18 protein-coding genes and 4 pseudogenes are annotated in these 24312 nt (G+C 70.6%); 7 read left to right on the top strand and 15 right to left on the bottom strand.

Going from position 1 to position 24312, the window contains the following annotated elements:
• Positions 1 to 248: 248 nt before the first annotated feature.
• Positions 249 to 575, top strand: a complete 327-nt coding sequence (locus AB0M56_RS21965; RefSeq protein WP_364179018.1) for an FAD-dependent oxidoreductase — start codon at positions 249 to 251, stop codon at positions 573 to 575.
• A 72-nt stretch (positions 576 to 647) separates the two neighbouring features.
• Here AB0M56_RS21965 and AB0M56_RS21960 read toward each other — a convergent pair whose 3' ends face one another.
• The 3 genes from AB0M56_RS21960 to AB0M56_RS21950 all read right to left on the bottom strand — a co-directional run bounded on the left by AB0M56_RS21960 (position 648) and on the right by AB0M56_RS21950 (position 7398).
• Positions 648 to 5744: an RHS repeat-associated core domain-containing protein gene (locus AB0M56_RS21960; protein WP_364179017.1), complete on the bottom strand. Its 5097-nt coding sequence runs from the start codon at positions 5742 to 5744 to the stop codon at positions 648 to 650.
• Entirely contained in the window at positions 5699 to 6229 is a 531-nt protein-coding gene (locus tag AB0M56_RS21955; RefSeq protein WP_364179015.1) for a hypothetical protein, read from the bottom strand. Before AB0M56_RS21955 ends, AB0M56_RS21960 begins: the two co-directional genes overlap by 46 nt.
• A 134-nt stretch (positions 6230 to 6363) precedes the next feature.
• On the bottom strand, positions 6364 to 7398 hold the full coding sequence (locus tag AB0M56_RS21950; protein WP_364179013.1) for a bile acid:sodium symporter family protein: 1035 nt from the start codon (positions 7396 to 7398) through the stop codon (positions 6364 to 6366).
• 98 nt (positions 7399 to 7496) lie between these two features.
• Between AB0M56_RS21950 and AB0M56_RS21945 the strand changes: the two genes are divergently transcribed.
• Positions 7497 to 8345, top strand: a complete 849-nt coding sequence (locus AB0M56_RS21945; RefSeq protein ID WP_364179011.1) for a LysR substrate-binding domain-containing protein — start codon at positions 7497 to 7499, stop codon at positions 8343 to 8345.
• A 181-nt stretch (positions 8346 to 8526) separates the two neighbouring features.
• On the top strand, positions 8527 to 9897 hold the full coding sequence (locus AB0M56_RS21940; RefSeq protein WP_364179009.1) for an SdrD B-like domain-containing protein: 1371 nt from the start codon (positions 8527 to 8529) through the stop codon (positions 9895 to 9897).
• Positions 9898 to 9931: 34 nt separating this feature from the next.
• Here AB0M56_RS21940 and shbA read toward each other — a convergent pair whose 3' ends face one another.
• Entirely contained in the window at positions 9932 to 10525 is a 594-nt protein-coding gene (shbA, locus tag AB0M56_RS21935) for an RNA polymerase sigma factor ShbA (protein ID WP_364179282.1), read from the bottom strand.
• Positions 10526 to 10687: 162 nt separating this feature from the next.
• A pseudogene (locus tag AB0M56_RS21930) lies at positions 10688 to 10897 on the bottom strand (sigma factor-like helix-turn-helix DNA-binding protein); the annotation flags it as partial.
• Positions 10898 to 11435: 538 nt separating this feature from the next.
• Between AB0M56_RS21930 and AB0M56_RS21925 the strand changes: the two are divergent.
• Entirely contained in the window at positions 11436 to 11705 is a 270-nt protein-coding gene (locus AB0M56_RS21925; protein ID WP_285974314.1) for a WhiB family transcriptional regulator, read from the top strand.
• Positions 11706 to 11833: 128 nt separating this feature from the next.
• Here the strand turns inward: AB0M56_RS21925 and AB0M56_RS21920 are convergent, their stop codons facing one another.
• From AB0M56_RS21920 to AB0M56_RS21910, 3 genes and pseudogenes are all read right to left on the bottom strand, one after another.
• Positions 11834 to 12832 (bottom strand): RNA polymerase subunit sigma-70, encoded by a 999-nt coding sequence (locus AB0M56_RS21920; protein WP_364179007.1) that lies wholly within the window; start codon positions 12830 to 12832, stop codon positions 11834 to 11836.
• Between the two features lie 15 nt (positions 12833 to 12847).
• Positions 12848 to 14396: pseudogene (locus AB0M56_RS21915) on the bottom strand (MDR family MFS transporter).
• A gap of 418 nt (positions 14397 to 14814) precedes the next feature.
• Positions 14815 to 15423 carry a TetR/AcrR family transcriptional regulator gene (locus tag AB0M56_RS21910; RefSeq protein WP_220242338.1) on the bottom strand — a complete coding sequence of 203 codons (609 nt, stop codon included), beginning with the start codon at positions 15421 to 15423 and terminating at the stop codon, positions 14815 to 14817.
• A 101-nt stretch (positions 15424 to 15524) separates the two neighbouring features.
• Here AB0M56_RS21910 and AB0M56_RS21905 point away from each other — a divergent pair, with 101 nt between their 5' ends.
• Together AB0M56_RS21905 and AB0M56_RS21900 are read left to right on the top strand one after the other, a co-directional pair.
• Entirely contained in the window at positions 15525 to 16268 is a 744-nt protein-coding gene (locus tag AB0M56_RS21905; protein WP_364179005.1) for an SDR family NAD(P)-dependent oxidoreductase, read from the top strand.
• A 196-nt stretch (positions 16269 to 16464) separates the two neighbouring features.
• Complete coding sequence (locus AB0M56_RS21900) at positions 16465 to 17703, top strand: LCP family protein (RefSeq protein WP_364179003.1); 1239 nt, start codon at positions 16465 to 16467, stop codon at positions 17701 to 17703.
• Between the two features lie 20 nt (positions 17704 to 17723).
• On the opposite strand, the gene AB0M56_RS21895 is transcribed toward AB0M56_RS21900, so the two are convergent.
• From AB0M56_RS21895 to AB0M56_RS21875, 5 genes and pseudogenes are all read right to left on the bottom strand, one after another.
• Positions 17724 to 18914, bottom strand: a complete 1191-nt coding sequence (locus AB0M56_RS21895) for an acyl-CoA dehydrogenase family protein (protein WP_364179001.1) — start codon at positions 18912 to 18914, stop codon at positions 17724 to 17726.
• Positions 18914 to 19876 (bottom strand): 3-hydroxyacyl-CoA dehydrogenase NAD-binding domain-containing protein, encoded by a 963-nt coding sequence (locus AB0M56_RS21890; protein ID WP_364179000.1) that lies wholly within the window; start codon positions 19874 to 19876, stop codon positions 18914 to 18916. Before AB0M56_RS21890 ends, AB0M56_RS21895 begins: the two co-directional genes overlap by 1 nt.
• A 2-nt stretch (positions 19877 to 19878) precedes the next feature.
• On the bottom strand, positions 19879 to 20733 hold the full coding sequence (locus tag AB0M56_RS21885; RefSeq protein WP_364179280.1) for an acetoacetate decarboxylase: 855 nt from the start codon (positions 20731 to 20733) through the stop codon (positions 19879 to 19881).
• Positions 20734 to 20850: 117 nt separating this feature from the next.
• Positions 20851 to 21015, bottom strand: a pseudogene (locus AB0M56_RS21880) (LysR family transcriptional regulator); the annotation flags it as partial.
• 15 nt (positions 21016 to 21030) lie between these two features.
• Entirely contained in the window at positions 21031 to 21597 is a 567-nt protein-coding gene (locus AB0M56_RS21875) for a TetR/AcrR family transcriptional regulator (protein WP_364178998.1), read from the bottom strand.
• A gap of 55 nt (positions 21598 to 21652) precedes the next feature.
• On the opposite strand from AB0M56_RS21875, the gene AB0M56_RS21870 reads away from it, so the two are divergent.
• The gene (locus AB0M56_RS21870) at positions 21653 to 22054 is read left to right on the top strand and encodes an ester cyclase (RefSeq protein WP_364178996.1); all 402 of its coding nucleotides are present in this window, start codon (positions 21653 to 21655) and stop codon (positions 22052 to 22054) included.
• Here the strand turns inward: AB0M56_RS21870 and AB0M56_RS21865 are convergent.
• Both AB0M56_RS21865 and AB0M56_RS21860 read right to left on the bottom strand, forming a co-directional pair.
• Positions 22008 to 23390 carry a HAMP domain-containing sensor histidine kinase gene (locus tag AB0M56_RS21865; RefSeq protein ID WP_364178994.1) on the bottom strand — a complete coding sequence of 461 codons (1383 nt, stop codon included), beginning with the start codon at positions 23388 to 23390 and terminating at the stop codon, positions 22008 to 22010. The two genes, AB0M56_RS21870 and AB0M56_RS21865, sit on opposite strands and share 47 nt — an antisense overlap.
• A pseudogene (locus tag AB0M56_RS21860) lies at positions 23387 to 24003 on the bottom strand (response regulator transcription factor). Before AB0M56_RS21860 ends, AB0M56_RS21865 begins: the two are co-directional and overlap by 4 nt.
• Between the last annotated feature and the right edge of the window lie 309 nt (positions 24004 to 24312).

Genomic DNA, 24312 nt, shown 5'->3' with positions numbered 1-24312 from the left:
GACCTTAGCGACAACGAAAATCGTTATCGGATACTATGTCTGGGCAGGACAGTGATCGTCGGCGGGGTTAAGCTCGCGCCTTTCTCGTCGCCGATGCGGTGCCGTCGCAGCTCGGGCGGGTGGCGACGGGCCGGATGTCTGAGGAGGCTTGGTGTTGCTGAGCCGGTTCGCCGCGAAAGCGGTCGGTGTGGTGGTGACCGGCGTCGCCGGGGCGGCGGTTTACGACGGCGCCAAACCGGCACGCAGCGATGGCCGGGTCGCTCGGTGACCGCGTCCGGCTCGGCGAACCCGTGCTCTCGATCCGGCAGACCCCGGACGGGGTCGAAGTGACCACCGGCCGCACCGTTCTGCGTGCGGCCCGCGTCGTGGTCGCCGTGCCGCCCACGGTGTTGGAGTGCGGCCATGGCGAAGCTCCAGGCGCCGGAGACCGCGATGTTCTGCACCTGGGCCGCCGTGCAAACCCTCGGCGGCTGGGCTACTCCCGCGAGTTCCCCGTCGAGCAGTGGATGCGCGACGCGAAGCTCGAAGAAGGCACGTCCGACATCATGCGGCTGGTGATCTCGCGCCGGCTGTGAGCCGCGCTCGGACCGAGCCGTGCGGCCCGGTCCGAGCAAGTGCTCAGTACACCACCCTCGTCGGCACGCCGGTCACCCGTCCACGTCCATGGCGTCCGGGTCGTCGGCCCAGTCGCGGTTGGCGCGCTGCCGGTTGATCATCTGCTGCATGCGTTCCTGCTGCTCCCGGATCCGGTCCTTGATCGCCTGGTCGGACATGTCGACCTTGGGGTCGTCCTTGACGTAGTCGGCCGCCTCCTTGAGCTGCTCGTCGGTCGGCGGCTTGACGCGGTGGCCCATCTCCTTGTCGTGGATGAACATCTCCATGTCCTCTTTGGACACACCCGCGCCGTCCCGCACGACGTCGCGCGCCGTGTGCATCTCGATGACGTCGTCGTGCGAGACCGGCGGGGTGTGCGCGGTGCCGCCCGGCCTGCCGATACCGCCGGTGCCGTCGCTGTACTCGACCGACTTGCCCTCCATCTTGTCCACCATGTGGTGGTAGGAATCGTCGGCGACCTTGCCCTGGACCGTGCCCGCGGTCGGTCGGAAGCTGTCCCGCTCGGGAGCCGCCTGGATCGCGTGGGTCTGTTTCGGCTCGTTCGGCGTCTCGATGTCGTTCTTGTAGTGCGGGTTGGGCTCCCAGGCGTTGATCTTCTTCGGCTCGTCCGGGGTCATGCCCTTGCTGACGAAGTCGGGGTTGTCCACCATCGTCGGCTTCGTGTGCTGGTGGGCGTAGGTGAGCTGGTTGAGCTGGACACCGTCGCTCGGCCGGCCCTCCTTCAAGGTGTTGCCGAGGGATTCGCGGTAGGTGTCGGCGTTGAACCCCGAGCCGTCCTTCTCACCTCGCACGCCGGTGCCGATGTTGTCACGGTGCGCCTGCGCCGACTCCTGGTAGGCGGGCGCGTCGTCCTCCATTCGCCTGGCCACCTTGATGTTGTCCGCTTCATCCTGCGTCTTCGGCTGGGTCGGGTCGGCCTTGACGCGGTTCCGGATATCCGTTTCGTGGGCGTTGGCGCGCTGGAACTCGTCCCCGCCGATCGCCTTGTACCCGATCGGGTGCTCCGATTCGTGCGTTTTGCCGCTGACGAGCTTGTTGGGGTCTTTCCAGGTCGAGTCGTTCTTGATCTCGTTCTGGAACTTGTCCCAGGTGCGGGCTTGCTCGTGGTTCGTGGTGCCGTAGCTGCCGTCGGACTTGGCCGCGTTGCCGTCCGGCTTGGTCTTCACCTTGGGCGCCTTCTTGCTCGGCCCGGCAGTGTTACCGGTCAGCTGCTGCTTCGCCTTGCTCACCTTGGACTTCGACGACCCGGCCGCCGCCGCTTGCTGCTTCTTCTTGGCCGCGCACGGGGTGACGGTGGGGGCGAGGCCGAGCGGGTCGGCCAGGGCGGTCGGGTTGAGCACGTAGGCCTGGGAGTCCGGGCCGGGGTCGAGGCCCAGTGGGTCGTGGGAGAGGTAACGGCCGATTTCGGGGTCGTAGTAGCGGTTGAGGTTGTAGTGCAGCCCGGTCTCGGCGTCGTGGTACTGGCCGGGGAACCGCAATGGTGTGGTCGTGCGGCCCGGTCCGTCGAGGACTTTGCCCCACAGCGTGGCCTGGCGGTGCCAGGCGATGTCGCCGGATTCGTCCAGCAGTTCGCTGGGTGTGCCGACGAGGTCGGTGACGATGGTGTGGAACCGTTCGTCGGGTGTGCCGAGGACGTGTTCGGTCTGGGTGAGGGCGCGGCCGGTGCCCGGCTCCCACTCCCACACGGTGGCGACCTGTGGCTGTCCCGGCCCGGTGCGCACCTGTTCGGCGAGGGTGTCGCCGTCCCAGGCGAACTGGACCTGTTCGGCCACGCGCCCGTGCGGGGTGAGCCGCTGCTTGGCGACGCGGCGGCCCAGGGCGTCGTAGCGGTAGCGCCAGTGCTCGCCGTTCGGAGTGAGCACCGAGGTCAGGCGGCTTTCGGCGTTCCACCGGAACTGCCACTGCGGCCCCGCCGGGCCGCCACCGCGCAGGGTGGTGCGGCCTTCGGGGTCGTGGGCGTAGCGGACCACGCCCGCGGCGGTGAGCAGGGTGCCGCGGTACTCGCGCGACCCCGCCGTGGGCGCACCGGGGGTCTGGGCTTGGGCGATGACGCCGGTCTGATGGTAGGCGTAGCTCTCCTGCCAGCCCTGCCCGACCACGGCCCGGACGCGGCCCGCGCGGTCCACGTCGAGGCTGCGGGGGCCGGTGATCGCGTCGGTCACTGACGCGAGGTAACCGTCGGCGAGGTAGCCGTATTCGCGGTGCTGGGTGGTTCGGGTGCCGGCGACGACCGTCTGGGCCACCAGCCTGTCGCCGGGGGCCCAGCTCTGGCGCAGTTCGGCGGCGCCGAAGCGGCGGACCCGTTCGTGGCCAGCCAAGTCGTGCTCGATGCGCAGCGAGCGGTTCCCGACGTGCAGCGCGGCGAGCGTGCCGGCCGGCCCGTAGTCGAACTGGGACGCGGCGCCCGAGGGCGTGTGGCGGACGCGACGCCGGCCGAGCTCGTCGTATTCCGACCGCACGACGCGGCCGTCCACGGTCTCGGCGAGGACGCGGCCGAGTGCGTCATAGGTGAAGGTGACTTCGGCGTCTGCGTTGCGCGCGGCCACCATGCGGCCGGCCTCGTCGTAGGCGAAGGTCGCAACGTCTTCGCCGGTGACGCGGCGGACCACCTGGCCCATCACGTCGCGCTCGAACGTCGTTGTCTCGCCGGCGCCGTTGGTGCGGCCGACCAGCTGACCCGCCGCGTCGTAGCGGTAGTGCAGCGCGCGGCCGTTGAAGTCGGTCTCACCGATCAGGTTCCCGGCGGGGTCGTAGCGGTAGTGCCAGACCAGGCCCTGCTCGTTGGTAACCGCCACCAGGCGCAGCTCGGTGTCGTACGCGTACACCAGCCGGTCGCCGTCCGGGCCGATCTCGGCCACCGGCAGGTCGAACTGCGCGTACTCGGTGCGCGTGGTGTTGCCGCGCGCGTCGGTGCTCTCGTCGGTGTTGCCGACGGCGGAGTCCTGCCACCGCCACGTCGCACCGTCCGGTTCGACCCGCTCGGCGAGCTGGTCACTCGCCGCCCAGGTGAGGCGGGTGACCGCGCCCAGTTCGTCGGTCATCGACGTGGTGCGGCCGAGCTGGTCGTAGGTGTAGCGGGTGACGGCGCCGTCCTCGTCCTCGACGGTCAGCGTCCGCCCCGCAGCGTCCGACTGGATCCGGGTGGTACCACCGAGAGCGTCGGTGACCACGGAGACGTTCCCGCGCTCGTCGTAGGCATAAGACGTCCGCGCGCCCAGCGGGTCTACGACCCCGATGACCTTGCCGCGCGCGTCGTACTCGTAACGCCACGTCGCGCCGTCCGGGCCGATCGCGGCGACCGGGCGACCCAGCTCGTTGTACTCGGTCAGTGACCGCGTCCCGTCGGGCGCGGTGATCGCGACGACGCGGCCGGCTTCGTCGCGTTCGTAGCGGACCTGGCGGCCGAGCGGATCCGTGCGCGTGAGCAGCCGGCCGTGCTCGTCATAGGCGAGGCTGGTGGTGTGGCCCAAAGCGTCGGTCTCGGCGATCACCCTGAGCCGGTCGTCGAGGTGGAAGCGGCGCACCGCGCCGAGTGAGTCGGTGACGCTCGTGACGAGGTTGTCGCGGTCGTAGTCGATCGTGCAGTCGAGGTAACCGTCGGTGCCGCGGGCCTGCACGACCCGGCCCGCCGCGTCGAAGCCGTAGCCGTACCAGCGGCCGTTGACGTCCTCCCAGCGCACGATCCGGCCGTCGGCGTCGTAGGTGAAGCGGGTGGGTGTGCCGGCGGCGTCGACGACCTCGGCGAGCCGGCCGCGAGCGTCGTAGGAGTAGCTCGCGACCACGGTGCCGTCGGAAGCGCGCAGGGCGGTGATCCGGCCGTCCGCGCTGTCGAACAGCACCCGAGCGCCCGAGGAGTGGACCAGTTCCGTCGGTACTCCGTCCACACCGGACACCACGTCGACGCGGTTGCCGTCGCCGTCGATCATCGTCCGCAGCGGGTACACACCGTCGGCGGACGCCTCGAAGAACAGCGTGTGCTGCTGCTCGGGATCCTCGATCAGGTAACCGTCTTCGACGCGGCGCAGCGGCCGCGCCGGGCCCGCCACCGGCAACACCGGCGAACTCACCGGCACCGGGTAGCTCTGCAGGCTGCCGTCGGCCAGCGCGACGTGCAGTCCGTCCTCCTCGACCTCCAGCCGCTGGTCCACAGTGGACGCCCACGACGTGCCGAAGAAGCGGCCCGCACGGTACGACGAGATATGCGTGCGCGACACCTCCAGCGGCAACGCGCCAGGGATCTCGAGATCCGTCTGCGTCAGCAACATCCACCCGGTCGCCACGTCGATCGGGTCACCACACACCGACCGATCCGGCGGCGGCGTGCCGTTCTCGTGCGGATTCGCGTTGCTGTCCTTGACACTCTTGCCGCCGCTGCCGGAACCACCGGAGCTCGAAGTGACCGTCTTGTCGTCCCCCAGCCCCTTCGGGGTCTGGGTCGGCGGCGGTTCGGGGTCGGTCTTGAGCGGGGGCGGGTCGCTCTTCACCGGCGGCGGAGTGCCACCGCCACCGCTGGAGCCACCACCGCCGGAACTCGACGCGTGAGTGGAATCGTCGCCGCCCTTCGACGCCGGCGGCGGGGTGTAGTCCTTGGCGTCGCCGCTGTAGCCCGAGGCCGAGGTGCTGTCGTCACCGCTCGATTTACCCGGCGGCGGGGTGTAGTCCTTCGGGGTGCCCTCGTAACCGGAGCTTTTCGTGGAGTCATCCGCACCGGACTTGCCCGGCGGCGGCGTGTAATCCTTGGGCGTGCCCTCATAACCGCCGCCCTTCGGAGTCCCGCCGCCATCGCCACCCGGGGTCTTCACCGGCGGCGCCTTCGGAGTACCGCTCAGGTCCTTGGTCTTCGGCGGCGGGGTGACCTTGCCGCCCTTGAGGCCCTTGAACGCCTTCCCGGCGTCCTCGAACAGCGTCCCGGCCTTCTTCAGCAACGGCACCAAGGCCTTGAGCGCCTTGACGAGCTTGGTCACCAGACCGGTGATCTGCGAGGCCGTCTTCGCCACCGCGCTCACGACCTCCGGCACCACCCAGGCCAACCCGATGCCCAGGGTGAACACGACCTGCAACGCCCAGCTGATCAGGTGACCAATCAGCTCGGAGATGATGTCGCGCACCAAAGTGCGGACCGCGGCCACGACCTCACCCGCGGTCTTAACGCCGGAGGAGGCGCCTTCGCAGCCCTTCTGCGCCGCCTGCAACGACGTCGCCAGATCTTGCCCCCGCTGCCGGTAGGCATCCGAGGCCGAACCCGACCACGACTGCAAGTCCGCGTTGATCGCGTCGGCAGGTCCGAGGAGACGCTGCCGAGTTCCTTGGCGACGTTCGCCCAGGTCTCGGACTGCGCCTTGATCTGATCCGCGTTGCCGGTCAACCCGTTGAGCGCGTCCTTGAGCGGCCCGACGTGCTCCATCAACCACGACACGCCCGCCGCCAGGATCGCCCCGAACGGATCCATCGCCATCGACAACGCGTCCAGCGCCGTCCCGACCGCGCCCATCGCCACCGACGCCCAATCGCCCGACTCGATGGCCGTCGACAGGTCGTTCGCGGATTCGAGCAGCGAAATACCCGAGTAGGCCTTCGTCGAATCCTGCGTCGGCGCGATCAACGGATTGCTCACCCTGGCACGCTAGCAGCGGCGAGCCGTCCTCGTGCTCCCGAGCTGCGGCGTTGCCTGATAGTCCCGTGTGGCCGGACCAAGCGTGCACATCGTCCGAAAAGACCCGGCCGGGTGAACCGTTCCGGGCTGAAAGGTCAGCTCGCCGGGACCAGCTCACCCGGCTCGTCGGCCGGGGCCTCGCGGGCGTAGCGGCGGGCCATCGCGGCGCACACGATCAGCTGGATCTGGTGGAACAGCATCAGCGGCAGCACGATCAGGCCCACCTGCCCGTGGCCGAAGAGCACGGTGGCCATCGGCAGACCGCTGGCCAAGCTCTTCTTGGAGCCGCAGAACACGATCGTGATGCGGTCGGCGCGGTCGAAGCCGAGCAGCCGCGCGCCGATGCTCGTGGTGGTGAGCACGGCGGCGAGCAGCACCACGCACACGCCCAGCAGCACGAACAGCGGGCCGATGTCGAGCTTGTGCCAGATGCCTTCGGTCATGCCCTCGCTGAAGGCGGTGTAGACCACGAGCAGGATCGAGCCGCGGTCCACGAGCTTCAGCGGTGCCGAGTGGCGGCTGACCCAGCCGCCGATCCAGCGGCGCGCGAGCTGGCCGGCCACGAACGGCACTAGCAGCTGCAGCACGATGTCCAGCACCGCCTGACCGCTCACGCCCGGGCCGTCGGTCGAGAGCAGCAGCGCGACGAGCAGCGGCGTCAGCACGATGCCGAGCAGGTTCGACACCGACGCGCTGCAGATGGCGGCCGCGACGTTGCCCTTGGCGATCGACGTGAACGCGATCGACGACTGCACCGTGGAGGGCAGCAGGCACAGGAACAGCACGCCGGTGTAGAGCGGCGACGTGAGCAGCCCGGGGGAGAGGAACGACGCGGCGAGGCCCAGCAAGGGGAACAGCACGAATGTGGCCGACAGCACAGTGACGTGCAGGCGCCAGTGCTTCAGGCCGTCGACGGCTTCCTTGCTCGAAAGCCTTGCGCCGTAGAGGAAGAACAGCAGTCCCACCGCGATGTTCGCCGCGATCCCGAAGCCGGTGGCAGTGCCGCCGGAGGCAGGCAGGAGCGACGCGACACCCACCGTCAGCAGGATGGCGGCGATGAAGGGGTCGATCCGCAGCTTGGCCAGCAGCGCGGAAACGGGGCGGGTCAGCGGGGCGAACACGGTCGTCATGGAACTCCTTTCCCACCCGATTCTCCGGTGCGGCACGGTCATTCGGAACCCCGATCACCGTACTCACTGTCATTGTGGCCGCCGATAAGATGTGACGCATGCTGGATTCCCGCCTGTGCCGCTCCTTCCTCGCGGTGGCCGAAACCCGCAGCTTCACGGCTGCGGCTCGGCGGCTGGGTGTGGGCCAGCCCACAGTCAGCCAGCACATCCGGCGCCTCGAAAGGGAAGCCGGCGGGCTGCTGTTCCAACGCGACACCCACGCGGTCGACCTCACCGCGCGCGGTCAGGCCATGCTGGGCTTCGCCCAGACCATTGTGGACACCGAAGAACGTGCCGCCCGTCACTTCCGCGGCACCCAGGTGCGGGGGCGCGTCCGCTTCGGAGTGTCCGAGGACTTCGTGCTCGAAGAGGTACCCGAGATCCTGCGCCGGCTGCGGCGCAGCCACCCGCTCGTCGACGTGGAACTCCACGTCGAACTGTCCGATGTGCTCGCCCGCCGCCTCGCCGAGGGTCGCCTCGACCTGGTGCTCGGCAAACGCCGCCCCGGCGCCCCCGGCCCCGCCCGCGTCCTGCGGCGCGAACCCCTGGTGTGGATCGGCTCGACGGCCACCGTGCTGGAGGCCGGTCAGCCCGTACCGCTCGTGCAGTACCCCATGCCGTCGGTCACGCGTCAGCTCGCCGTCGAGGCGCTCGAACGCGCGGGCCTCGAATGGCGCGCCGCGTGCCTCACCTCCAGCCTCACCGGCCTGCGCGCCGCGGCAGCCGCCGGGCTCGGCATCACGGTCCACGCCCGCAGCCTCGTCCCGGACGGCCTCCTCGAGCTCCCGGCCCACCTCGGCCTCCCCGACCCGGGCGACGTGGAGTTCATGCTCCTGCTGCGCGACGCGACCGAAGGCCCCGCGGCGGCGCTGGCGGATTTCGTGGTGGCGAAGCTCGGGGAGGAGTGATCGATTCGGCCGAACGGGCCTGATGATCGATCCCGCCGCGCTCTAGATTTCGGGAGCTGTACTTTCACGCCCGCCGGGCGGATGAGCGGTGTCGGGGGCCGACCACACGTCGGGGCACCGGATCAAGGGGAGAACTTCCATGTCAACGGGCTCCAGAGCCCGGTCGGCTCGCGCTGCCTGCGTGCTGACCGCACTGCTCGCTTTCCTCGGCCTGGCGGCCACCACGCCCGCCTCGGCCGCCACCGGCTCGGATCTGCGCGTGAGCGTGCAGGTCCCGGCGGGACCCCTCGTGCTCGGGGAGCAGTTCAAAGTCACCGTCGAGGTCACGAATGTGGGTGACGCACCCGCCGTCGGAGCCCGCGGCGACATGGGTGGGGTCAGCGGGACTGACCTCGCGCTGCCACTGACGCAATGGGGCGACCTCGACCCGACGCGCCCCGAGGGCGCCACGATCGCGCCCGGCGAAAGCCGCCATCTCACGTTCGACGCGACGACCTTCACCTGGAACGGTCCTCCGGTCTACCGGATCGGCGTGCGCAACGACGCCGACGCGAACCAGGACGACAACTCCGTGACGACCGCGGTGAACCTGATCTCCCCGGACGTGACCGATGTGGTCGGCGGCCAGGTGTTCGCGGACCCTGATGGCGATGGGCACCCCGGTACCGGCGACGCGCTCTCCGGGGTGGTGGTGGAGCTGCGCGACTCGGAACACTTCGACCCGGTCTTCAGCGCGACGACCGGTTCCGACGGGACGTTCCGGATCCCTGCCGTGCCGGCCCACCTGTACCGGCTGGAGTTCGCGAACGTGCCCGGCGGCTGGGTGCTGCCGGTGGGCGATCTGCGAGTCGACGGCACCGGGGCGACTGGCGCGCTGATGCTCGGCGGCGCCCGTCCGCTCGAGGAATCGCTGGACTTGCGGATCGCCTTCGACAAGCCGGACTACCAGATCGGTGCTCAGGCGAAGGCGACCGTGACGGTGCACAACCGCGGCCAGTACGCGTCCACCGGTCTCCTGATCGACTGCGACCCGTTCGGCGGTGCCAACGACGTGCCGATCCCGGATTCGCAGTGGGGTGATTTCGCGTTCGGCGGCCCGGGCGCGACCGTCGCGCCCGGCGAGACCAGGACGATCACGGTCACCGGAACGGTGCCGGAAGAGGCCTCCTACTACGGGTCCACCAGCCTGTCCTGCTACCTCTACACGCTCAAGGGCGGGCAGACGCCGACCGCCTTTGCCGTGAGCTCGGTGCCCGGCCGCAGCACCGACTGGCCGGGGACCGCCTATTTCGATCGCAACCACAACGGGTACCGCGACACCGGCGAAGAGGTCGGGCACGTCCAGATCGCGTTGACCCAGCCGGGCACGACCCTGCTGCGCCTCGCGACGACCGACACCGCCGGCAAGGTCACCTTCGCCGCGCTGCCGGCCGGGACGTACCGGGTCTCCGCACTCGGTGCCTGGCGGATCGCACCGGAATACGGCGAGATCTCGGTGGTCGCGCCGCCGTACGGGTTGGGCCCGTGGGAGTTCCAGGTCGTCCCCAAGTAGTTCACCGCTGTAGTTCACCGCTGCGGCGGGCAGGTCACTCCTGCCCGCCGTTCAGCAGGTTCCGCAACCGCAGCAAGGCGCGGTGCTGTGACACCCGCACCGCGCCCGGCGAGGAGCCCACCGCTTCCGCCGTCTCCTCCGCCGTCAGGCCGACCACCACGCGCAGCAGGACGATCTCCCGCTGGCGGTCCGGCAGGACGTCCAGCAGGCGCGTCAAGCGGGTGGTGAGCTCGGTGAGCAGGGCGAGTTGCTCGGGGCCGTCCGCGGTGTCGGTGCGGTCGGGAAGGTCGGCGACCGGGTCGGTGCGGTTGCGGGCGGCCGCGCGGTGGGCGTCGGCGACCTTGTGTTGCGCGATGCCGTACACGAAGGCCAGGAAGGGGCGGCCCCGGTCGCGGTAGGTCGGCAGGGCGGCGAGCAGCGCGACGCACACCTCCTGGGCCACGTCGTCGGCGGAGGCGTAGGCGCGGTCGGGTCCGCCGAGGCGGCCGCGGCAGTAGCGGACGACCAGGGGGCGGACGGCTTCCAGCAGCTGCGCGGCCGCGAGGCGGTCGCCGGCCGTGGCGGCGGCGACGGGGCCGTCGAGGTGGTGCCAGTGGTCGGGGAAGCGCGGTGCGGTGCGGGACTTCACGTGCCGGAGCGTCGCTTCGACATCGAGGCCCCGGCGAAGGGCTCCGGTCAGCGTCGCGTCGGCTTCCAGCAGCAGGGTCACGAGGGCGTCCTCCCCATCCGGCAAGACAGGCAAATCCAGCACGCCAGGCAAGGGCGACACCCGGCGGTTGAGCCGTTCCCGCGCGTGGCGCAGGTTCGAGCGCACCGTGCTGGCCGGCATCCCGAGGGCAGTCCCGATGACGGCCGGGGCGAAGCCGTCGAGCGACCACGCCAGCACAGTGCGCTGCGTGTCCGGCAGCGTCGCGAGCAGCTCGACCCCCAGGGCGTTCCGCTCGACGAGCGCGTTCAGACCGTCGTCCGCCGGGACGTGCTCCCCGGCGAACCCCCGCACGCCCAGGCGCACCCGCGCGCGCGGATCGTCCGGCGGCGGCCACACCTGCGCCTCCTGCAGCAGCGCGTCGGCGGCGGCCTCGCGCGCCGCCGCCGGGTCCAGGCCCAGCTTGCAGCCGAAGGCCACCAGGGGCGGGAACTCGGCGCGGAAGAACCCGTCGAATCCGTCCACGCCCACCCCCGTCCTGTCCGCTCTTCCGTAGGAACAGGTGCGGTGACGGCGGCGCCAGGTGTAACGATTCGATTTCGGCACCACGTGTGACGACGCGATCGCGCGGGTACCTCTCCTGGAACAACAGAAGATCAGTGTGAGCTGGGCCCGTAACTCTTAGGAACAACCGCCATCGGTGGTAAGTTGGAACTTCGGTCGTCCGCGGGCCGCTGTCCTTACCTGGGGCACAGTGGTCTAGCGGGGTCGGCCGAAAGCCCACCGAGCGTCACCGAGCTGTACAGCTCCTTGTGAGTTGTGCTGCGCCGTGCGCCCGGAGAAGTCGGTTGACCGAGAAAAGACAATGTTCGACAGGAGGTGAAACGCAACAATGGAACTCACGAGCACCGGCTGGCTGTCCCGCGCAGCCTGCCAGGACGAGGATCCGGAACTGTTCTTCCCGATTTCGGACGTCGGCCCCGGAGCCCGTCAGGTCGGCGAGGCCAAGGCGGTCTGCGCGCGCTGCCCGGTTCGCGAAGCGTGCCTTTCCTACGCCCTGGACAACGGGCTGGACAACGGCATCTTCGGCGGAACCACCGAGCTGGAGCGCCGCAAGCTGGTCCGCACCCGCTCCGCCGCCGAACGGCATCAAGCCGCCTGACCGCGTGCCGGTGACCATTCCCGGAGGCGAAGGCGAGACTTTCCCGGAAATCCCCTCGGGGACCGGCTTGCCCGGGTGGGGGACCTGATCAAGGTCACCCACCCGGGCTCTTTATTGCCCGGTGTGGCTCATTCCGAGAGCGTCTCCGGTAATCCGTACGGTGCGAACGACGCCGTTTCGAACGCTGCCATCGCCGTGACCAATCCGTGCTCCACCGTGAGCACGCTGATGCCGAACCGGCGGAAGCCGCTCTCCCCGGGTCGGCGCACCCAGGTGGCCACAGCGGGTTGCCGATTCGCACGCACCGCGACCATCCGGAACCAGCCCGTGAAATACGGTGACTCCGCGTCCATACTCGTGCGCAGCGCGGCGATGATCCGCTCCCGGCTGTCGAACCAGAGCGAGTACGGCGGCATCACGGCCCGTGCGTCCTCGCGCAGCAATTCCGCGACCGCGTTCGGATCGCCCGCTTCGTACGCGGCGATGAACCGGCGCAGCAACTCGGCCTCCTCCGCGGTGGTCGCCCCGGCGGAAGCCCAGTCGGCACGCCGCGCGGGCAAGTGCGTACGCAGGGTTTCGCGAGCGCGCTGCAACGCGCTGTTGGCCGACGCCACCGACGTCTCCAGCACCGCCGCCGTGTCCTTGGCGGACCAGTCCAGGACGTCGCGCAGGACCAGGGCCGCGCGCTGCCGAGGCGGCAGGTGCTGGACGGCGGCGAGGAACGCGAGCTCGATCGTCTCGCGCTCGACCACCGCGGCGCCGGTGTCGTCCGGGGCCGCGGTGTCGATCGAAGCGGTGTCGATCAAAGCCGCGTCGGGGATCGGGCCGAGCCACGGCACGTCGAGCGCGGCCGGGGTGCCGGCCGGGTCGGCGGCCGCGCCCAGTTCGTCCGGCAGGACGCGGCGGGGCCGGCGGGCCAGGGCGTCGAGGCACACGTTGGTGGCGATGCGGTACAGCCACGTCCGCACGCTCGCCCGGCCCTCGAACCCGCCCCGGCCCTTCCACGCCCGCAGGAACGCCTCCTGCGTGAGGTCCTCGGCTTCCTCGAACGAACCGCTCATCCGGTAGCAGTGCACCCGGATCTCCCGGCGGTGCCGTTCGAGGAGCGTGCCGAAGTCGTCGTCCACGCGGAGAACGGTAGCTCAGGCGGCTTCCTCCGCGAGCCGCTCGAGACCGCTCTGGGTCTTCAGCGGCAGATGCTTGAGGAACGCCACCGCCACCACCACGAGCAGCGCGATCGGCGCGGCGATGAGGAACAGGTCGCTCGTCGCGGTGCCGTAGGCCTCGCGGATCATGTTCGCGATCGGCGCGGGCAGGTCGGCCAGGTTCGGCACCTTTTCGCTGCCGCCGCTGCTCATCCCCGGCATCGGGCCGAGGCCCTCGGTGATCAGCGTCGTGACCCGATTGGCCAGCACCGCGCCCAGCGCGCTCACCCCGATCGAGCCGCCGAGGCTGCGGAAGAACGACAGCGTGGAGGTCGCCGCGCCGAGGTCGTGGGCGGGCACGTCGTTCTCGTCACCAGAACGAGGTTCTGCATCAGCATGCCGACCCCGACGCCCAGCACGAGCATGAACAGGCTCAGTTCCAGCACGCTGGTGTGCGCGTCGATGAGCCCGAGCAGCCCGAGGCCCGCGGTCAGCAGCACGGCACCCAGGACCAGGTGGCCCTTCCACCGCCCGGCGCGGCTGATCAGCTGGCCCGACACGGTCGAGGACACCAGCAGCCCGAAGATCATCGGCAGGCTCATCAGGCCGGCGACCGTCGGCGACTTGCCGAGCGAGAGCTGGAAGTACTGCGACAGGAACACCGTGCCACCGAACATCGCGACACCCACGAAGAAGCTCGCGATCGTGGTCAGCGAAACCGTCCGGTTGCGGAACAGCCGCAGCGGTATGATCGGCTCGCGCACCTTGGTCTCCACGAACACCGCGACCGCCAGCACCACGACGCCGACCGGCACGAGCACGCCCGTCTGCCAGGAGCCCCAAGCGAACGACGAGCCGGCGAGCGACGACCACACGAGCAAAGTGGACACCCCGAGCATGATCAGAAACGCCCCGAGCCAGTCCACATGCGCCTCGCGGCGGATCGTCGGCAGCTTCAGCGTGCGCTGCAGCAGCAGGATCGCGGCGAGAGCGAACGGCACGCCGAGGAAGAAGCACCAGCGCCAGCCGAGCCACGAGGTGTCCACGAGCACGCCGCTGATCAGCGGCCCGGCCACGGTGCCCACGGCGAAGACGGCGCCGAGGATGCCGGAGAACTTGCCGAGCTCACGCGGCGACACGATCGCCGCCATGATCACCTGCGCCAGCGCCGTGAGGCCACCGCCGCCGATGCCCTGCGCCACGCGGCTCACGATGAGCAGCTCGATGTTCGGCGCGAAGCCGGCCACCAGCGAGCCGACCACGAACAGCCCGAGCGACAGCTGGATCAGCAGCTTCTTGTTGTAGAGGTCGGAAAGCTTGCCCTACAGCGGCGGAACCGTCGCCGTCATCGCGAGCAGCTCCGTGGTCACCACCCAGGTGTAGGGCCGCCCAGCTCGGACACGATCCGCGGCAGCGCGTTGGCCACCACGGTGGAGGCGAGGATGGCGACGAAGATGCCCATCATCAGCCCCGACATCGCCTGCAGCACCTGCTGCCGGCCCATCGCGCCCGAGGCGGCGGGCGCCTCGGTTTCGGACACGGTCATGGAGAGATCCCCTCGGAGAGTGCTCGGGTGGGCGGGGTGGGACTTCGGCTCGGCCCGGTTCGATCCGCGCGCGGGTTCGGTGGAAACGGCGGAGTGCGGTTCAGCGCGGGTCGGGTCGGTCCGGGTTCAGCAGGCTGGGTCGCTGGGCGTGCGGGTGGTGAAGCGCGGGCGGCGGTGTCGGGTGGGGCGTGCGGTGTCGGGTGGGGCGTGCGGTGGCAGGTCGCGCGGGTGCGGCGGAGTGGTGTGCGGTGGTGAGGCGCGGTGGGGGCGTGCGGTGTAGCGGGGTCGTGAGGCGCGGTGCGCGGTGTCGGGTGTGGCGTGGGAAGTGGTGGTGCGGGCGTGTGGTGGCATGCCGTGCAGTGCACCAGGAGCGGAGTGCAGTGGTGTGTCGGGTGCTTCCGGTCGCGGTCGTGGCGGTTCAGCGCGGATCGGCGAGCCCGGCGGCCAGCGCGGCCACCGCCTCGTCGACGAGGTCGAGCAGCGGGCGCGAACCCCCGAGGTCGCGCCAGAGCATGAGCGAGGCGTTGATCGCGGCGCCGACGGCGGAGAACAACAGCGACGGGAAGAGGTCCTTCGCCGGGTCCGTGCCGCTGCGCCGGGCGACCGCGGCGATCGCGGGCTCGACGACGTCGGTGCTCAGGGACAGCGCCCGTAGCGTCAGGCCCGGGTTCTCCTTGATGATCCGGATCCGCGTGAGCCACTCGTCGCGGTTCTCGTCGATCTCCGCGAGGTCTTCGCGCGCGGCGGCGACCACGGCCTCGAGAGTGCTCAGCTCCGGCGGCAGCTCGGCGAGCCGGTCGATGAGGCGCCGGCTGCGCTCGGCCCGGTCGGCGTGCGCGATCACCACGGCGTCCTCTTTGGACGCGAAGTAGTTGAAGAAGGTACGCGCGGAAACCCCCGCTTCCGCCGCGATGTCCTCCACCGTCACGTGGTCCAGACCGCGTTCGCCGACGAGCCGCACGGCGACGGTCGAGAGCGTGCGGTGGGTTTCGAGCTTCTTGCGCTCGCGCAGGCCGGGGGAGGACACGCCGACGAGCGTAGCGCGAAACTTTCACAATCTGCAAAGTTGCAGTTTGTGAAACAGGCCACCTCGGGCGGGCCTTGAGCGGGGCTGGCAGACTGCCGCGCGTGAGCGGAACAGTGCTGGTGCTGGGCGGACGCAGCGAGATCGGGACGGCGGTCGCGCAGCGGCTGGCCGCGGGCGGGGCGAAGCGGTTCGTGCTGGCCGCGCGCCCGGGCGCCGACCTGGCGGAGCAGGTCACGACGCTGCGCGCGGCCGGCGCCGAGTTGGTCGAGACCGCCGGCTTCGACGCCGACGACCTGGCCGGGCACCGCCCGTTCCTCGACCGCGTCGTCGCCGAGCACGGTCCACTCGACGTTGTTGTGCTCGCCTTCGGCATCCTCGGCGACCAGGCCCGCGCGGAAACCGACGCCGAGCACGCCACGGCGATCGTGCACACCGACTACGTCGCCCAGGTCGCCGTCCTCACTCACACGGCGGAACTGCTACGCGCGCAAGGATCGGGCAGCCTCGTGGTGTTCTCCTCCGTCGCCGGCGTCCGCGTGCGGCGCGCCAACTACGTCTACGGCTCGGCCAAGGCCGGGCTCGACGGCTTCGCCTGCGGGCTGGCCGACGCGCTGCACGGCACCGGCGTGCACCTGCTTCTCGTGCGGCCCGGTTTCGTGATCGGCCGGATGACCGAGGGCATGTCGCCGGCGCCGTTCTCCAGCACGCCCGACCAGGTGGCCGACGCGACCGTCGCGGCGCTGCGGCGCAGGCGCGCGGTCGTCTGGGTGCCGGGGGTGCTCCGTCCGGTCTTCGCGGTGATGCGCCTGTTGCCGCGCGCGCTGTGGCGGCGCATGCCGCGCTGAGCGGACTCCTCGTGTCCGTCGCGCCACGCGGTGTCGCGGAACCCCGTGGCGTGGCTCACTTTCGGCCCAGCGCGGGTCGGCCGAACGGGCATCATCACATCTTTGCGACAGGATTCTCAGGCTATTCCCAGCTAACGCGGTGATCCTCGAACACAGGCCCGCTCGGGCTCTTTCGGGGAAGCAAGGGGATTCTGTCGTGCTGCTCACGTCCCGGGGCCGCCGGATCGGCGGCCGTCTCGTGCTGGGGGTGGTGTCGACGCTGGTGCTGGGTGCCACCGGGTACGCGTGGTCGCAGCTGCACCGGCTCGACACCGGGATCGTCACGGCCGACGTCATCCCGCCTGCCGCGCAGGTTCCCGAGACACCGACCGGACAACCGCTGCAGGTGGCGCAGAACATCCTCCTGGTCGGACTCGACTCGCGCACCGACGCCAACGGGAACCCGTTGCCACAGAACGTGCTCGACTCGTTGCACGCCGGCAGCGGCGACGACGGCGGCAGCACCACCGACACCATGATCGTGGTCCACGTGCCGGCGGGCGGCGCGGCCGCCACGGCGATCTCCATCCCGCGTGACTCCTATGTGGACGTCCCGGGGTACGGCAAACACAAGATCAACTCGGCCTACAGCCGGGCGCGGGCGTCCGCGCGTTCGCACCTGTCGAGTCAGGGCCTCAGCGGTCCGCAGCTCGAGGTGACCGCCGACGCCGAGGGCGCGAAATCCGCGATCGCCACCGTCGAGGAGCTCACCGGGCTCACGATCAACCACTACGCGGCGGTGAACCTCGCCGGGTTCGCGGCGCTGAGCCAGGCCGTCGGCGGCGTGCAGGTGTGCCTGAACAACCCGGTGCACGACTCCTACTCCGGCGCGAACTTCCCGGCCGGCCCGCAGACACTGTCCGGTGCTCAGGCACTCGCGTTCGTGCGGCAGCGCCACGGCCTGCCCAACGGCGACCTCGACCGCATCGCGCGCCAGCAGGCGTTCCTGGCCGGCATGGCGAAGAACGTGCTCGGCGCGGGCACGCTGACCAGCCCGGACAAGCTGTCGGCCCTCATCGACGCACTGCAGGGTTCGGTCGTGCTCGACAAGGGCTGGGACGTGCTGAGCTTCGCGCAGCAGCTGCACGGCATCAGCTCCGGCGCCATCGCGTTCGTCACGATCCCCGTGCAGAGCCTGTCACTGGCCACGCCGGCCGACGGTGACGCGGTGAAGGTCAGCCCGCAGCAGGTCAAGACGTTCGTGCAGCACCAGCTGAGCTCGTCGTCGGTGTCGGCCTCCGGCGGATCCGGCGAGACCAGCTCACCGCCTGGCACGCACGGCGGCGGGGTGAAGCCGATCGCCGTCACGAAGTCCGTGAACCCGCCTTCGGACACGCCTGCCGGCGGAACGCCACAACAGCCGGTGGCGACGAACGCCACCGGCTGCGTGAACTGACCGGAGATCACCTTGCGCCATCAGACAAAGGCGCTCTGCCCCGTGATCGCCTTGCCCACGATGAGCGTGTTCATCTCGCGGGTGCCCTCGAAGGAGTAGATGGCCTCCGCGTCGGCGAAGAACCGCGCGATGTCGTGGTCGAGCACGATGCCGTTGCCGCCGAAGATCTCCCGGCCCCAGGCTACGACCTCACGCATCCGCGAGGTGACGAACGCCTTGGCGAGCGAGGAGTGCTCGTCCTTGAAGATCCCGGCGTCCTGCAGGCGGGCCAGCTGCACGAGCATGCCCCACGACGCGGTGATGTTGCCGAGGCTCTTCACCAGCAGGTCCTGCACCAGCTGGAACCGCGCGATCGGACGGCCGAACTGCTTGCGCTCCTTCGCGTAGTCCAGCGCGAGCTCGTAGGCGCCGATCATCACGCCCAGCGCCTGCCACGCGACGCCACCGCGGGTGGCGCGCAGGATCTCCGCGACGTCGCGGAAGGAGTCGATGCCCTGCAGGCGGTTCGCCTCCGGCACGCGCACGTCGGTGAGGGTGATCTCGGCGTTCTCGACGATGCGGAACGCGATCTTGTTCTCGATCTTCACCGGCGAGAAGCCCGGTGTGCCTTTCTCGACGACGAAGCCCTTCACGTTGTGGTCGTCGACGTCGCGCGCCCAGACCACCACGTAGTCGGCGAACGTCGCGTTGCCGATCCAGCGCTTGGCACCGTTGAGGATCCAGGTGTCACCATCTCGCTGCGCGGTGGTGCGCATGCCACCGGCCACATCGGACCCGCCGAGCGGCTCGGTCATGGCGAACGCGCCGATCTTGTCCATCGCGGCCATCTCGGGGAGCCAGCGGTCGCGCTGTTCCTGGCTGCCGCCGGAGTAGATCGAGTACATCGCGAGTCCGTTGTGGACACCGAAGAACGTGGCGACCGACGCGTCGGTGCGGCTCATCTCCATGGCCATCATGCCGGTGAGCAGGTGGCTGGTCGCGGCGCGGTGCTCGCCGTAGCCCTCGTAGGGCAGGCCCGCGAGACCGCTCTCGCGGAACTTCGCGATGAGCTCCTTCGGGAAGGTGCCGGCGGCCCAGTTCTCGTTCACCAGCGGCTTGACCTCGTCGCGCATGAACCCGCGGGCCTTGACGAGCAGCTTGCGCTCTTCGTCGCTCAGCAGGGTTTCGTAGTCGTAGAAGTCGGCGATCAGCTGGTCTTCGAGAGTCGTCATCAGTTCTCCTCCTTGCGGTCCGCGCTGTCCAAAGCAGACAGAACGGCGAGTTGCTTGCGGTCGCGCGCCTCGGCGAGTTGCGAGTACGTGGAGGAGCCGTAAGCCTTTTCGACGGCTTCGATGAGCCGTTCGGTTTCTTCCGGGGTCTGCGAGGGCTGCCCGAGGCCGGTCCACATCTTCTTCATCGACGGGCCGATGTGCTCGGCCATGTGCCGGTAGCCGCCGGGGCCACCGCCCAGGTGCGAGCCGAGGAACGGGCCGACCGTGGCCCAGCGGATGCCGAGCGAGTTGGTCATCACCTTGTCGAGGTCCTCGGGCGTGACCACGCCCTGCTCGACGAGGTAGATCGCCTCGCGGCTCAGTGCGTTCTGCAGGCGGTTGCCGACGAAGCCGGGGATTTCCTTGCGCTCCACCACCGGCACGCGGCCGAGGAACGTGTAGAAGTCGACGGCCGCCTGGGTCGCGTCCTCGCCGGTGCGCTCGCCCGGGACGACCTCGACGAGCGGGATGAGGTGCGGCGGGTTGAACGGGTGTCCGATGAGGACCCGGCTCGCGTCGGCCAGCTGGCCGGTGAAGGCGGTCGAGGGTATCGCCGACGACGAGCTCAGTAGCAGCGCGTGCTTCGGCGCTGCTTCCACGAGTGTGGCGAACAGTTCCTTTTTGAACTCGACGCTCTCGGGACCGTTCTCCTGCACCACGTCGGCGTCACGGACGGCCTCGGTCACGTCGGCGGCAATCTGGACGCGGTCGGCCAGGCCGGTCACGTCGAGGCCCTGGGCCGCGAGGTGCGGGGCGTACTCGGCCAGCGCGGCGGCGACGGCCTCGGCCAGGTCGGGGCGCGGGTCCGTGACCTTCACGGTGAGGCCGTGGCCGGCGAACAACGCGGTCCACGAGAGGCCGATGGTGCCCGCGCCGATCACGGCGGCCTGCCGGAACTCGCCGCGGAACTCGGTGGTGCTCATGGTCAAGCTCCCTTGAGGTAGTCGTGGACCGGCGTGACGGGCGCCAGTGTGAGGTCGGTGAGAATGTGGCTCGCGGAGACGATCTCGCGCACCGGCAGGTCGGCCAGCGGCGCCAGTACGTGCTCGAACAGCTGCAGCCGCGCGGGGCCGGTCCAGGCCTCCTTCACGACGACGTCGGTGATCTCGGTCCGCACGAGCTCCATCACTCGAGGCGCGCCGTCGTAGCCGAGGATGATCTTCAGCATGAACGTCGGCACGGTGATCTGTGCTCCGGCGGCCTCGGTGTCGAGGGCGAAGTGCTTGTAGCCCATGGTCGCGGTGGCGACGCGAAGCGTGCCGTAGTCCAGCGTGCCGACCAGCGCGCCGTTGTCGACATAGAGATTCGGCGCCCCGATGGTCTTCGGGTAGGCGCTGACCTCGCGGCCCGACGCGGTGGCCGGGAAGTTGTCGAGGTACATCGCGTGCAGGTACTCGCCGCGCTCGCCGTCGAAGGTGACCGGGATGGCCTGGCCCGACTCGGTGTAGGGGCCGTAGCCGCTCACGTCGCCCGGTGTCGAATCCTCGGGTGAGGCGATGTAGGCGAACCCGGACAGCTCGGCCAGGCTCACCGAGTCCCGGCCGGTGAACTGGTCGGCCGGCACCACGGCGGCGAGCCGCTCGGACATCGCCGGCAGTGCTCCGAGCGCCGGATCGGTCACGGGCATGCGCGCCAACGTCAACGCGAGCCGCCCGTCGAGCACGGCGTCGACGAGGTCGGGGCTGGCGCCGGGCCAGCGCTTGAGCTCGAACCGCTCGCGCACCCGCTCGGCCAGCGCCGTGACGCGGTCGCGCAGATCCGGGTGCACGCCCGCGGGCATGCCGAGGAACACCGTGCTGCGCTGGGGGTTCGCCGCCTCGCGCAGCCGCCACGGGATGGAGTTCACCTGCTCCAGCACGTCGCGCGCGATCGGCAGCAACGCGGTGCCCGCGACGGTGAGGGTGACGTGGTGTGTGCTGCGGTCGAACAGCTGCTGCCCGAGCTCGTGCTCGAGATCCTTGATCCGCTGGCTCAACGGCGACGCGGCCATGTGGAGCCGCCGCGCGGCCGCCGAGAAGTTCAGCTCTTCGGCGACGGCCACGAAGTAGCGCAGGTGCAGCATTTCCACGACGTGAGCTTAACCCGTGCGAGCTTGACCGGCGCCTGCCTGACCGGCGCCGGTGCTGCCCCGGCGGATCACGCGCAGCAGCCGTTCGATGCGGGGTTTTTCCGCGCCGGACAAGGCGATTCCCGTCGTGAGTACCAGCAGGTCGAGGGGTTCGACCTCCTCGATGAGGCCGGCGCGGGTGGCGAGGGCGGTGGCTGTGTCGGTCATCACCCCGTGCCAGCAGGAGAAAAGCTCCTCGCGGTCGCTGCCGGGATCGTCCGTTATGGACAGTGCGAGGTCGCGTTTGTCCCGGACGTGGTCGAGGAAGAGTCCGAGCCACACGAACAGCGCGGCCTCGGGGTCCTCGTGGGCCAGCAGGGCCTCGCCCTCGGCTCGGAGTGTCTCGACCTCTTCGGTGTAGACCGCCGCGAGCAGGTCGCGCCGCCGGGGGAAGTGGCGGTACAGCGTGGCGTTGCCGATGCCGGCGTGCTTGGCCACGCGGTCCAGTGGCGCGTCGCTGCCCTCGGCGGCGAACACCTCACGGGCGGCGCGCACGAGCTGCGCCCGGTTGTCGCGTGCGTCGGCCCGTGGTGTCACGGCCGGCCTCCTCGGGGTTGCTAAGTGGGGAGTTCCCCACTTAGAGTACGCGGTCATGACCGGCGAACTCACCCCGGCCGAGGTGCATCGCCGGATCGTCGAGACGGCGTTCACCGAGGAGGGCCTCAAGTACGTGGACCCGGACGTCATCGATCACCGCGGCGGCGCCGGGGGAGATCACGTCGGCATCGCCGCGTGGCGGGAGAAGTGGGCCGCGATCAGCCGCGGCGAGTTCCTCGCGGACTTCCGCGACCTGGCGGTGCGCGTCGAGCAGAACGTGAGCGACGGCGAGTTCTCCGTGAACCGCTACACGAGCACCGGCACGCAGGTCTCCACCGGACGTTCGTACGCCGTGACCAGCATGGACATGGTCCGGGTGCGCGACGGGCGGATCGTCGAGCACTGGGCGCTCATGGACGTGACGGACCGGGCGGCACAGCTGCGAGCGGGAGCGTGATCGTGAACGCGGCGCCGCCCTCGGGGGCCGGCCCGGCCCGGAGCGCGCCGCCCATGCGCTCGACCAGGCCGTGGACCAGGGCCAGGCCGATGCCGGAGCCGACGGGGCGGCGGTCGCGGTAGCGCTTGTTCAGCACGCCGCGCTCGAAGGCCACGGCGTAGTCCTCCGGCGCGAGGCCGGGCCCGCCGTCGCGCACGGCGAGATGCGCGTGCCCCTGGTCCAGGACCAGGGAGAACACCATCGGCGCGCCGGCCGGGGTCACCCGCAGGGCGTTCTCCGCGAGGCCGTCGACCACCTGCTGCAGCCGGCGCGCGTCGGCGGTGACGAGCACCGGGGCGGCGGGCGAATCGACGTACAGGGGCACGTTTTCGCGTTCGCAGCGCAGCTGCCAGACCTGCGCGCGGTCGCCGACGAGCGCGGCCAGGTCGAGCGTCGCGAGGTCGAGGCGGAACTCGTCGGCGCCGAGGCGGGCGAGTTCGAGCAGGTCGCTCACCAGGCGTTCGAGCCGCTGCGCCTCGCGGTGGATGGTCTGGCCCGCGCGGCGCGCGTCGGGGCCCTCGGCGACGCCGTCGGCGATGGCCTCGGCGAAGCCGGTCACCGCGGTGAGCGGGGTGCGCAGCTCGTGGGACACCGACAGCAGGAACTCCCGCTGGCGCGCCTCGCTGTGGGCCAGGGCGTCGGCCAATTCGTTGAGTGAGCCCGCGACCTCGGCGACCTCGACGGGTCCTTCCACGGGCACGCGCACGTCACGTCGGCCGGTGCGCAGGCTGACCGCCGCGGCCGCCGCCTTCCGCAGGGGCCGGCCGAGCAGCCGTCCGGACGCGTACCCGGCGACGGCCGCCACCAGCAGCCCGATGCCCAGCGCCAGCGCGATGTTGCGCACCAGCGCGCGCTGCGTCGCCTCACCGCTACGCGCGGGCTGGACCAGCGCGAACGCAGCCGCGCGCGGGCCGACGGCTCGGACCTCCACGAGGTATTGCTGCCCGTCCACCGTCACGCGGTCCGACTGGTTCTCGCCCGACGCGAGGCCGGCCCGTTCGGCCACTCGGGTCGACGTCGCGTCGCCCACGTCCTGGCCGCCCGGGCGCCGCACGACCACGGCGATGCCCTGGCCGCGCACCACGTCGGCGACCTTGCCGACGCCGAGGCGGTTGCCGATGCCGGTGTCGTCGAGCTGCGTGGCGACCACGTCGGCCTGGGCTTTCAACGACTGCTGCAGCACGGTGTCGGCGGTCGTGCGCACGAGCCGCGTCGCCACCAGACCCGAGACGATCACGGCGATCCCCGCCACCGCCAGGCACACGACCGTGATGCGCAGCGCGAGCGTGCCCCTCATCCGGCGTCCGCCGCGTAGCCGATGCCGCGCACCGTCCTGATCGGACTGTGCTCGCCGAGCTTCGCGCCAGCTGAGCCACGTGCACGTCGACCGTGCGGGTGCCCGCCGCGGCGGAGTAGCCCCACACGGCGGACAGCAGCTGGTCGCGCGAGAGCACGTGGCCGGGGTGGCGGACGAGGTGGGTGAGCAGATCGAACTCCGTGGACGTCAGCGCCATCTCCTGCCCGCCCGCCCAGGCCCGGCGGCTCGTCACGTCGACGCGCGCGCCACCGCATTCGAAGGTCTCCGCGGCCGGCGTGCCCCCGGACGCGCGGCGCAGCACCGTACGCACGCGCGCGGCCAGCTCGCGCGGGCTGAAGGGTTTGGTGAGGTAGTCGTCGGCGCCGATCTCGAGGCCGAGGAGACGGTCGAGCTCGTCGTCGCGTGCGGTGACGAACAGGACCGGCGTCCAGTCGCCGGCCGCGCGCAACGCCTTGCAGATCTCGATCCCGTCCATTCCGGACAGTCCGATGTCGAGCACCACGGCCACCGGCTTGAGCCGGCGGACGGCCCCCAGCGCGGCCGCGCCGTCTGACTCCACGTGCACGCCGAACCCGTCGCGCCGCAGGTACATCGCAGCGAGTTCGGCGATCGCGGCCTCGTCCTCGACGACGAGGACGAGCCCGCGCCCGGCTGACCCCATGCGGGCTCCCGTTCTCCGTCTCCGCCAACGTCGGCCGAGAGACTACGCGGCTCAGGGCGAGCCGTCGCTCGCGATGTGGGGGACATCGCGGGCTGTGCGACTCGGCGTGAGCCGCCACCCGCGACGCCGGGGGCGGCGGGCGGTGCCCGCGACGACCGGCTTGCGATGGCCGCCACGGCCCGCTCAGGGCGAGGCGTCGCCCGCGGTGTCCGACTTGCGGTGGGCTGCTGCCCTCGGTGG

This window comes from Amycolatopsis sp. NPDC051372, from assembly GCF_040682095.1.
Lineage (GTDB): Bacteria > Actinomycetota > Actinomycetes > Mycobacteriales > Pseudonocardiaceae > Amycolatopsis.
Note: the sequence above shows the minus strand (reverse complement) of the source record. Positions and strands in the feature narration are given on the sequence as shown.